12 protein-coding genes are annotated in these 8935 nt (G+C 69.0%); 2 read left to right on the forward strand and 10 right to left on the reverse strand.

What is annotated here, in order from left to right; genetic code table 11:
• Positions 1-101 precede the first annotated feature (101 nt).
• The 4 genes from AB0I53_RS15530 to AB0I53_RS15545 all read right to left on the reverse strand — a co-directional run bounded on the left by AB0I53_RS15530 (position 102) and on the right by AB0I53_RS15545 (position 3281).
• Positions 102-920 carry a methyltransferase domain-containing protein gene (locus tag AB0I53_RS15530; protein ID WP_358602349.1) on the reverse strand — a complete coding sequence of 273 codons (819 nt, stop codon included), beginning with the start codon at positions 918-920 and terminating at the stop codon, positions 102-104.
• Between the two features lie 137 nt (positions 921-1057).
• The gene (locus AB0I53_RS15535) at positions 1058-1618 is read right to left on the reverse strand and encodes an aerial mycelium formation protein (RefSeq protein ID WP_358602352.1); all 561 of its coding nucleotides are present in this window, start codon (positions 1616-1618) and stop codon (positions 1058-1060) included.
• A 128-nt stretch (positions 1619-1746) separates the two neighbouring features.
• Positions 1747-2889: a folate-binding protein gene (locus tag AB0I53_RS15540; protein WP_358602354.1), complete on the reverse strand. Its 1143-nt coding sequence runs from the start codon at positions 2887-2889 to the stop codon at positions 1747-1749.
• Entirely contained in the window at positions 2886-3281 is a 396-nt protein-coding gene (locus AB0I53_RS15545; RefSeq protein WP_358602573.1) for a transcriptional repressor, read from the reverse strand. Before AB0I53_RS15545 ends, AB0I53_RS15540 begins: the two co-directional genes overlap by 4 nt.
• Before the next feature lie 164 nt (positions 3282-3445).
• Here AB0I53_RS15545 and AB0I53_RS15550 point away from each other — a divergent pair, with 164 nt between their 5' ends.
• Positions 3446-4294: an aminodeoxychorismate lyase gene (locus tag AB0I53_RS15550; RefSeq protein WP_358602357.1), complete on the forward strand. Its 849-nt coding sequence runs from the start codon at positions 3446-3448 to the stop codon at positions 4292-4294.
• Positions 4295-4368: 74 nt separating this feature from the next.
• Here the strand turns inward: AB0I53_RS15550 and AB0I53_RS15555 are convergent, their stop codons facing one another.
• Both AB0I53_RS15555 and AB0I53_RS15560 read right to left on the reverse strand, forming a co-directional pair.
• Entirely contained in the window at positions 4369-4881 is a 513-nt protein-coding gene (locus AB0I53_RS15555) for a DinB family protein (protein WP_358602360.1), read from the reverse strand.
• A 90-nt stretch (positions 4882-4971) separates the two neighbouring features.
• Positions 4972-5613 (reverse strand): FABP family protein, encoded by a 642-nt coding sequence (locus AB0I53_RS15560; RefSeq protein WP_358602363.1) that lies wholly within the window; start codon positions 5611-5613, stop codon positions 4972-4974.
• Between the two features lie 247 nt (positions 5614-5860).
• Here AB0I53_RS15560 and AB0I53_RS15565 point away from each other — a divergent pair, with 247 nt between their 5' ends.
• Positions 5861-6607 (forward strand): methyltransferase domain-containing protein, encoded by a 747-nt coding sequence (locus tag AB0I53_RS15565; protein ID WP_358602366.1) that lies wholly within the window; start codon positions 5861-5863, stop codon positions 6605-6607.
• A 76-nt stretch (positions 6608-6683) separates the two neighbouring features.
• Here the strand turns inward: AB0I53_RS15565 and AB0I53_RS15570 are convergent, their stop codons facing one another.
• The 4 genes from AB0I53_RS15570 to AB0I53_RS15585 all read right to left on the reverse strand — a co-directional run bounded on the left by AB0I53_RS15570 (position 6684) and on the right by AB0I53_RS15585 (position 8720).
• The gene (locus AB0I53_RS15570) at positions 6684-6983 is read right to left on the reverse strand and encodes a DUF1416 domain-containing protein (protein ID WP_358602368.1); all 300 of its coding nucleotides are present in this window, start codon (positions 6981-6983) and stop codon (positions 6684-6686) included.
• 223 nt (positions 6984-7206) lie between these two features.
• Entirely contained in the window at positions 7207-8055 is an 849-nt protein-coding gene (locus tag AB0I53_RS15575; protein ID WP_358602371.1) for a sulfurtransferase, read from the reverse strand.
• Between the two features lie 30 nt (positions 8056-8085).
• Positions 8086-8535 (reverse strand): DUF4395 domain-containing protein, encoded by a 450-nt coding sequence (locus AB0I53_RS15580; protein WP_358602374.1) that lies wholly within the window; start codon positions 8533-8535, stop codon positions 8086-8088.
• Between the two features lie 110 nt (positions 8536-8645).
• A complete protein-coding gene (locus AB0I53_RS15585; protein WP_350945149.1) occupies positions 8646-8720 on the reverse strand; it encodes a putative leader peptide in 75 nt (24 codons plus the stop codon).
• Between the last annotated feature and the right edge of the window lie 215 nt (positions 8721-8935).

Consider the following 8935-nt stretch of genomic DNA (forward strand, 5'->3'; position numbering starts at 1 on the left):
CTGGATGCAAGGCACCTTCTCGTTGACGCCGCAGGACCGGGTGCTGCAGAAAACCCCTTCCAGCTTCGACCAAAAGACTCACGGCCCCGTGCCCGGGCAAGTCAGGGGCGGCAGGTGATCTCGCCGTTCAGGACGGCGAACCAGCCGTCCTCGGCGTCGATCCAGGTGTGCCAGGCCTGCGCCAGTTCTTCCAGCTCCTCGCGCGTTGTCAGGCCGTGGTTCAGGGCCTGCTCCGCGAAGGACGACCGGCGGATGCGGTCCGCCCACAGGTTTCCCCACCAGGCGCGCTCTTCGGGCGTTGCGAAGCACCATGCCGATGCCGTGCACGTGATGTCGTCGAAGCCCGCCTCCAGCGCCCACGTCTTGAGGTACCGGCCGCCGTCGGGGAAGGCCTGATTGGTTTCCGCCACCTGCCGGTACAGCTCCAGCCAGCGGTTCAGACCCGGGTTGTCCGGCGACCAGCGCATGCCGCCGTAGTCCGCGTCGCGGGCCGCCACGATGCCGCCCGGCTTGCACACGCGCCGCATTTCCCGCAGCGCGGCAGACGGATCGGTCAGGTGTTGCAGCACCTGGTGGGCGTGCACGACGTCGAAGGAGTCGTCGGCGTAGGGCAGGCGGTAGACGTCGGCGTTGGCGAAGGTGATGTTGTCCAGGCCGCGTTCGGCGGCTCCGGCGCGGGCGATCTCCAGCGGCTCGTCGACGTTGTCCACGCCCAGCACCTCGCCGGGGCCGACCAGGGCGGCGAAGTCCTGCGTGATGGTGCCCGGCCCGCAGCCGATGTCGAGCACGCTGGTGCCCGGCCGCAGGTGCGGGATCAGGAAGGCCGCGGAGTTCTCGGCGGTCCGCCAGCGGTGCGACCGCAGCACGCTCTCGTGGTGTCCGTGGGTGTAGGTGTCCGGCTGCGCACTCATGTCATCCATCTCAAAATATGGGAGATCAGTACCAATATGTGAGCGTACTCCAGGAAAACCCCAGTTGAAAAGGAAATAAGAAGCCCGCGGGCGATTGATCCGATTCAATCGCCCGCGGGCTGGGGTGTCTACTTAGGACGAAAAGGTCAGTGCCGGTCGCGTTCCTCCGCGAGCCGGTCGTCCACGGATGCCGCGCCCTCGCGGTAGCGGCGGGCGATCTCCGCGTTCAACCGGTCCACCACGCCCTGCACCTCCCGGCGGCGCTGGGACACCGAGTCCTCCTCCGAGGTGTAGGCGCCGAGGGCCTGGTCGAGCTTGGCCTCCGACAGCGACATCACGTCCGAGAGGTCGGCGTCGGAGATCAGCGCCTCGACGTGCCTGCGATGCGCCTCGGCCCGCGACGGCTCGGTCGTCTGGTAGCGGCCGGAACCGGCCGCCGGCCCGACGGCGTTGTCCGCCAGGATGTTCACCAGCTGCTCGACGACCGAGGCGGATCCGCCCTCGCGGCGCCGCCGCTGCTCGGCGCGCACGATGTCGATCCGCGCGTGCAGCACCCGGCGCAGGTAGGAGAGATCCGTTTCCTCCTGCGCCGCCTCGTCCCGCAGCGCGCGCACCTCGCCGAGCGTGCGCTGTTCGATTTCACTGGTGTAGTCCGGGGCCAGGACCCTGTCGATGCGGCGCCGTCCACCCGGGCGGACTTCGATCACTTGGCCATCCTCCGGCAATTCGGTACAGCTCGCCAACAGTTCGGGTGATGTTTGTTGCAACAACGCTGCCTTCCCGCCGCGTTGGATCACGCGAAGGGCAGCGCTTCCAGGCATACCCGCCTCGTCAACTACCGGCCGCGCAGCCCCTGGGCCGCGACCCGCCCCGGCGGCTCGCCGGTGTCCGGCGGCACCGAGTCCGGATCCACCGCGGCCGCCACCGCGCGACCCTGCTCCGGATCGCCGGCGACCAGCTCGCCGTCCACCGGCGCCGACCGCTTGAGCAGCGCCAGCGCCACCGGCCCGAGCTCGTGGTGCTGCACCACGCTGCCCACCCGGCCGACCTTGCGCTCGCCGAGCCACACCGGGTCACCGGTCTCCGGCAGGATCTCCGCCGAGCCGTCCAGGTGCAGCAGCACCATCCGCCGCGGCGGCTTGCCGACGTTGTGCACCTTGGCGACGGTCTCCTGACCGCGGTAGCAGCCCTTGGCCACGTGCGCCGCCACGTGCACCCAGCCGAGCTCGTGCGGGATCGCGCGCTCGTCGGTGTCCAGCCCGACCCGCGGCCGCAGCGCCTCGACCCGAAGGGCCTCGAAGGCGAGCGTGCCGGACGGCCGGATGCCCGCGTCGGTTAGCTTCGTCCACCACTCCACCAGCGATGCGCGCGGCACCACGAGGTCGATGGTGGGCAGCGCGCGGAACGGCACGTACCGGCTGAAACCGCCGCCGGGCAGTGATTTCACCTCGTACGGCTTCGACGGCACGGGCGCGAACTGGGCGAGGATGCCGCCCGCGTCCGGGCCGACCGCGGTCAGCACCGCGAACTCCGAGGTGGCGTCCCGAGGCTCCACTTTGGACCAGAACCGCATGGCGTCGAGGTACTCCAGCAGCGACTGCCTGCCGTCCACGCCCATCGTCGGCAACGCGCTGGTGGCCTGCGCGCCCGCATCGGCGTCCAGGTAGACGACGTCGTCGTGGTGCGCGACGAGCACGTGGCAGTCGACGCGGCCCTGGCTGTCCAGCACCAGCGCCTCGGTGCCCTGCCCGTCCGGCAGCTCCGTCAGGTGCTGTGAGAGAACCAGGTGCAGCCAGCTCAGCCGCTCCTCGCCGGGCACCGCGATGACCTGCCGGTGCGACCGGTCCACCAGCACCGCGGAGCGGGTCGCCGACCGCTGCTCGGCGAACGGGTCGCCGAAGTGCCAGGGCACACCGGCGTCCACCGCATCCTCCGGTGCGGGCACCGCGCCCGGCAGGTCCAACAGGGGTGAGCTCATCGGCGCTCCTCGGCGGCGTCGGCGTTGCGGCAGTTCCGGCACGTGCCGGACAGGGCCAGGTGGGTGGCGTCCAGGACGAACCCGAACCGCGCGAGCAGTTCGCGGGACAGGTCGTCCAGCAGCTCGGTCGATACCTCGTCTATCGTCCCGCAGCGGTGGCACGCCAGGTGGACGTGCTCGTGCTCCTCGACGGAGTAGGTCGGCGCGCCGTGCCCCAGATGCGTGTGCCGCACCAGGCCCAGCTCTTCGAGCAGGTCCAGGGCGCGGTAGACCGTCGTGATGTTGACCGTCGACGCGGTGCCCTGCACCCGTCGGCAGACCTGCTCCGGCGTCGCATGCTCGAGCTCACGCACCGCGTCCAGCACCAACTGGCGCTGCGGTGTCATCCGCATGCCACGTTGGTGCAAGGTGCTGCGCAGCGATCCCTGGTCGCTCAATGCCCGCTCCTGTGCTCGGCGCGCTTGAAGTTCCTTCGATCGTAACTCCGTTGGGGAACTCGCCGGTTGTGCGCGCGGGGCGGCCGTTGCCGCGGGCGAGGAGGTTCTAGGCTTCCGGCATGCGCGTACTGGCACTTTTGGACGGGACCCTCGTAGATCCGCAGGCGCCGCTGTTCCGCGCCGACGACCTCGGCGTGATGCGTGGCGACGGCATCTTCGAGACGATCCTGGTCGCCGACCGGAAGCCGAGGGAGCTCGGGCCACACCTCGACCGGCTGGAGCGCTCCGCCGGCCTGATGCAGATGCGGCTGCCCGAGCGCGCCGCCTGGGAGCGCGTCGTGCAGACGGTCATCGACAACTGGCCGTGGGACACCGACCCGCAGATGGCGCTGAAGCTCGTGTGCACCCGCGGCGTCGACGGCGGCGACGGCACTCCCAACGGCTTCGCGATGGGCATGCAGATCGGCGCCGACACCCTGCGCAAGCGCGCCGAGGGCGTCGCGGCGGTGACGCTGGAGCGGGGCTACGCGCCGGACATGATGGACCGCGCGCCCTGGCTGCTGCTGTCCGCGAAGACCCTGTCGTACGCGGTGAACATGGCCGCGATGCGGGAGGCCGAGGCGCGCGGCGCCGACGAGGTGATCTTCACCGCCACCGACGGTTCGGTGCTGGAGGGCCCGACCTCGACGGTCGTGATCGCCCAGGGCCGCACGCTGCTGACCACGCCGCCCAGCTCGGGCATCCTCAAGGGCACCACGCAGGGCGCGCTGTTCCGCGCCGCGGAGAAGGCCGGCTGGAAGACCGAGGTGGCGAAGTTCCCGACCTCGGCGCTGTTCGACAGCGACGGCGTGTGGCTGGCTTCGAGCGTCCGGCTGATGACCCAGGTGCGCTCCATCGACGGCACCGAGGTCAAGACCGACGCCGACCTGCACGCCGAGATCAACGGCCTCTACGAATCCAACTACTGATCGCCTCGGCCGCGTCGCGGTAGGTCGTGAGTGCGAAAGCCGGTTCTTACCGGTTCTCGCACTCACGACTGCGGTCAGCCCATCGTCTTCTGGCCGTCGATGGTCTCGCGGATGATGTCGGCGTGGCCCGCGTGCTGCGCGGTCTCCGCGGCGATGTGCAGCAGCGCCCGCCGCACCGTCCAGCGCAGGCCCTTCTCCTCCTGCCACGGGGCGTCCGGCAGCTGGTGGGAGAGGTCCAGATCCGGCAGGGTCGCGACGATCTCGTCCGTCCGCTCCGCCACCTTCTCGTACTCCGCCAGCAGCGCTTCCAGCGTCTCCTCGTCGGTCGGCTGGAAGGTCGCCGCCGCCTCGGCGAACGCCGTCTCGTCGTAAGCCTCGAACTTGCGGCCGTTGCGGATGAAGTCGGCCCAGTTCCGCTCGACCTCGGTCACGTGCTTGATCAGCGCGGCGAGGCACAGTTCGCTCTTGGTCGGCCGCAGTCGGGCCTGCTCGTCGGTCAGGTTCTGCACCGTGTGCCGCAGGAAACCCCGGTGAGTCTGCAGGAGCTGCAGGATGTCGGCGCGCTCGCCGGTGATGGTGCTGGTCATGCTGTGCCTGCCTCGGGTTCGTCGTTCAACTGACTCGAAAAGTAGTCGAGAACCCTGACAAGAAGTGGTCGATCGAGCGCCTGGGCCGGATCAGCCGACGATGCGGTCGAGCTTCGCGGACAGGCGCGGCTGCAGCTCGTGCTCCGAGGTCGCGCGCTCCTCGACGTAGGCCAGCGAACCTTCGACGACGCCGTAGAGCCGGCTGGCCGCCGTGACGTCTTCGCTGGTCGGAGTGCGCAGAACCGCGTCGGTGCCGAAATGCCAGGTGGTCTGGCCCTGCGTCTTGCCGAAGAACATCTCGGCGACGCCGGTCTCGTGCAGGATCAGCATTTCGATCGTGTCGTCCGCTTGCGGACGCCAGAAGCCCGTCTCGCGGAACGCGGGCGCGACGACCTCGCCACCCTCGCCGTCGAGCCGCCACGCGCGGCTCTCGTAGGTCAGGAACGGGCGGCCGTCGTGCGCGAACGTCACCTGCTGGACGAACCAGTACGACTCGTCGAGCGAAGGGTGCTTCGCCTCGCCCTCGCCGCGCCACACGCCGACCAGCGGCAGCAGCGCGAGGCACGCGTCGTTCAGCGACGGACCCATCCGCAGGTTGGCGGTGTCGCCGATCCCGGGCAGGTCGTCGTACTCCGGGACGTTGCGGCCCCGGGTCAGCTTGGCGCGCTCCTCGGCCGCGGCGACCGCGGCGTCGCCGCTGCCGCGCTGTGGTTCGTTCGGCGTAGCAGTCATCGCGTCGAGGTTACCGGGAGCCCCGGATCAGTCGCTGTGCAGGCGGTACACCACGTAGCAGGCGAACCAGATGGTGCCCAGCGCGGCGAGCCCGACGAGGGTGACGAGACCGTAGTGCAGGAAGTCGATAAGTTCCACGCGAAAAGGATAACCACCGCGGCGCCCGTCCGGAGTGTGGCGTCGGGCATGATCTGCGGGCGGATACCGCGCCGAACTGCGCCGAGCCGACAGCAGGGACGGGGATCACATGGACTTCGAGACGTTGCGTGAGCGCGCGCTGGCCTTCCGCGAGGATCTGCTGGCCCGCAAGGACAAGATCGCGCCGGCCGACTTCGGCTGGTACCCGTACGACACGATGGCGAACATCTTCCACCTGGACGCGCTGCTGACCGGCGCGCAGCGGGAGGTCTTCGACCGGATCGCGGGCACCCGCATCGCGGACATCGGCGCGGCCGACGGCGACTTCGGCTTCTTCCTGGAGGCAGAGCTCGGCTGCCAGGTGGACGTGATCGACAACGCGCCGACGAACTTCAACGGGCTGCGCGGCGCGCGTCGGCTCGTCGAGGAGCTGGACTCCGGCGTGCAGGTGCACGAGATCGACCTGGACGCGCAGTTCCGGCTGCCCGCCGAGCACTACGGCGCGGTGTTCTTCCTCGGCCTGCTCTACCACCTGAAGAACCCGTACTTCGTGCTGGAGGAGCTGGCCAAGCGCGCCGACCTGTGCTTCGTGTCGACCCGGATCGCGCAGGTCGCGCCGGACGGCACCCGGATCCAGCACCAGCCGGTGGCCTACCTACTGGATCCGGCCGAGGCCAACAACGACGCGACGAACTTCTGGATCTTCAGTGAGACGGGCCTGCGCCGGCTGTTCGACCGCACCGGCTGGGAGGTCGTGGACTTCACGACGGTCGGCTGCAAGGAGGACTCCGACCCGCGTTCCCAGGACCGCGACGAGCGGGCCTTCGCGCTCCTCCGCGCCAAGTCCGCGCGCTGACCACAGTGGACCTTCATGCGCGAAGGGCGCCCCTCGCCGGTTGAACCGGTGAAAGGCGCCCTTCGCTGGGAAGAACTCAGGCGACGGCGATGTCCACCGCGTGCACGCCCGGCCCGCTGGTGGTGACCGCGGACTGGCCCTTGCCCTCGCGGTGGAGGGCCCGGACCGTCCAGTCGCCCGGGGCGGCGTAGAAGGTGAAGTCACCCTCTGGCGAGGAGACGACCTCCGCCGTGAACTCGCCTGAGGAGTCCAGCAGGCGGACGAAAGCCCCGCCGACCGGCTCGCTGCCGGCCCGCACCTTGCCCGTCACGATGACCTGGTCGGTGTCCTCGGCGACCGCCGTGCCCGACTGCTGCGGCGCTCCGCATCCGCTCATGCTCTATCTCCTCGATCTCGTTCCCAGTCTTTGCCTTTGAAGCGGCGCAGCCGCTTAGCCCACGTTCGTAACTTGCACCGCCGCGGGTTCTCAGACGTCGCCTGGCGAGGACAGCCCCGAAGCCGCGTATTGGTCATACACAAATCGGGGATCCCACAGTCCAGGCGGCGTCTGAGGTTCCGCTACCGGCACCGCTATGCAAATTGGTCGAACGACCGATTTTTCAGTTCTTGGCCGCTTCTGCGGGGTTTTCGATCGGGACGCCGACCAGCGAGCCGTACTCGGTCCACGAGCCGTCGTAGTTCTTGACGTTCGTGTTGCCCAGCAGCTCGCGGAGCACGAACCAGGTGTGCGAGGAGCGCTCGCCGATCCGGCAGTAGGCGATGGTGTCCTTCGCCGTGTCGAGCCCGGCCTCCTGGTAGATCTCGGTCAGCTCGTCGTCGGACTTGAAGGTGCCGTCCTCGTTCGCGGCCTTGCTCCACGGCACGTTGATCGCCGACGGGATGTGCCCGGCGCGCTGCGCCGACTCCTGCGGCAGGTGCGCCGGGGCCAGCAGCTTGCCCGCGAACTCGTCGGGCGAGCGGACGTCGACCAGGTTCTTGTTGCCGATCGCGTCCACGACCTCGTCGCGGAACGCGCGGATCGAGGTGTCCGGCTCCTGCGCCTGGTAGGTGGTCGCGGCCTTGTTGGGCTCGTCCTTGGTCAGCTCGCGGCCGTCGAGCTCCCACTTCTTGCGGCCGCCGTCGAGCAGCTTGACGTCACCGTGCCCGTACAGCTTGAAGTACCAGTACGCGTACGCGGCGAACCAGTTGTTGTTGCCGCCGTACAGGATCACCGTGTCGTCGTTGCTGATTCCCTTGGCGGACAGCAACTTCTCGAAGCCTTCGCGGTTGACGAAGTCGCGGCGGACGTGATCCTGGAGCTCGTTCTTCCAGTCCAGCTTGATGGCGCCCGGGATGTGCCCGCCGTCGTAGGCGGTGGTGTCCTCGTCCACCTCGGCGAACACCACGCCGGCGGTGTTCAGGTTCTCTTCGGCCCACTCGGTGGAAACCAGGACCTCTGCGCGGCTCATCGAGCGACTCCTTCGTTGATCTTCGGTGGTTCAGCGGGTGTCTGATGTGGACGCTCCGGCGGGCGCGACGCGCCGGAGCAGCAAGTACATCTGGCAGCCGAGGCAGTAGCCGAACACCGCGTTGAGCAGCGCCGCCACCAGGGCGAACGCGTTCGCGACGATGCCCAGCGTCGTCCACTCGGCGGCGTAGCCGATGGTGGCCACCAGCGCGAAGGCGAAACCGACTCCCTGGGAGAACCGGACCGGTGCCGGCTCTTCGCGTTCGGCCGGATCGACGGGCTCGAGGCGCGGTTGCACTGCCTGCCGGAACACGTAACCCCACGGGTTGAGCCGCATTCCGAGGAACGTGCACATCCCGAACAGCACCATTTGTGCGGCGAGCACTCGCCAACTCGCGGTGACCAGCCCGAGCGCGAGGATCGCGCTGGTCATCGCCGCGGTGAAGCGGACGCCACGCGGGTCGAGCGTTGCGGCGGACATGGGGCCTCCTGACTCAGTGGACTTCGACTGCCGAGTCCGTCAGGCGGTTTCGGAGAGCACAACCCAGCCGCAGCGCGGCCGTGCGATGTGCAAGACGTACTACCGCCCGGTCAGTGCCCGCAACACAGGCTGCTACCCACGCGGCAAAGATCCACCGCGCGCCTCCGGGTCAGCAGTACATGCACGGATCGGAGGTTACCGGCTAGACCGATCGGCGGGAAGGTCGTTCAAAGGGTGAGACGCCGTGGTTGAAAGTTCCAGGCTCGTTTTGCGTGGCGGTGCGGGTGGCTTCGCGGCGCCGGTTGGCGACGGGGCCGTGAGTCTTTTGGGCTGCTATAGCGACCCAAAAGACTCACCGCCCCCTCTACACCCCGAAAAAGCGGAGGGCCGGGTAGGGTGG

Origin of the sequence: Saccharopolyspora sp. NPDC050389 (assembly GCF_040655595.1) — a bacterium.
Lineage (GTDB): Bacteria > Actinomycetota > Actinomycetes > Mycobacteriales > Pseudonocardiaceae > Saccharopolyspora.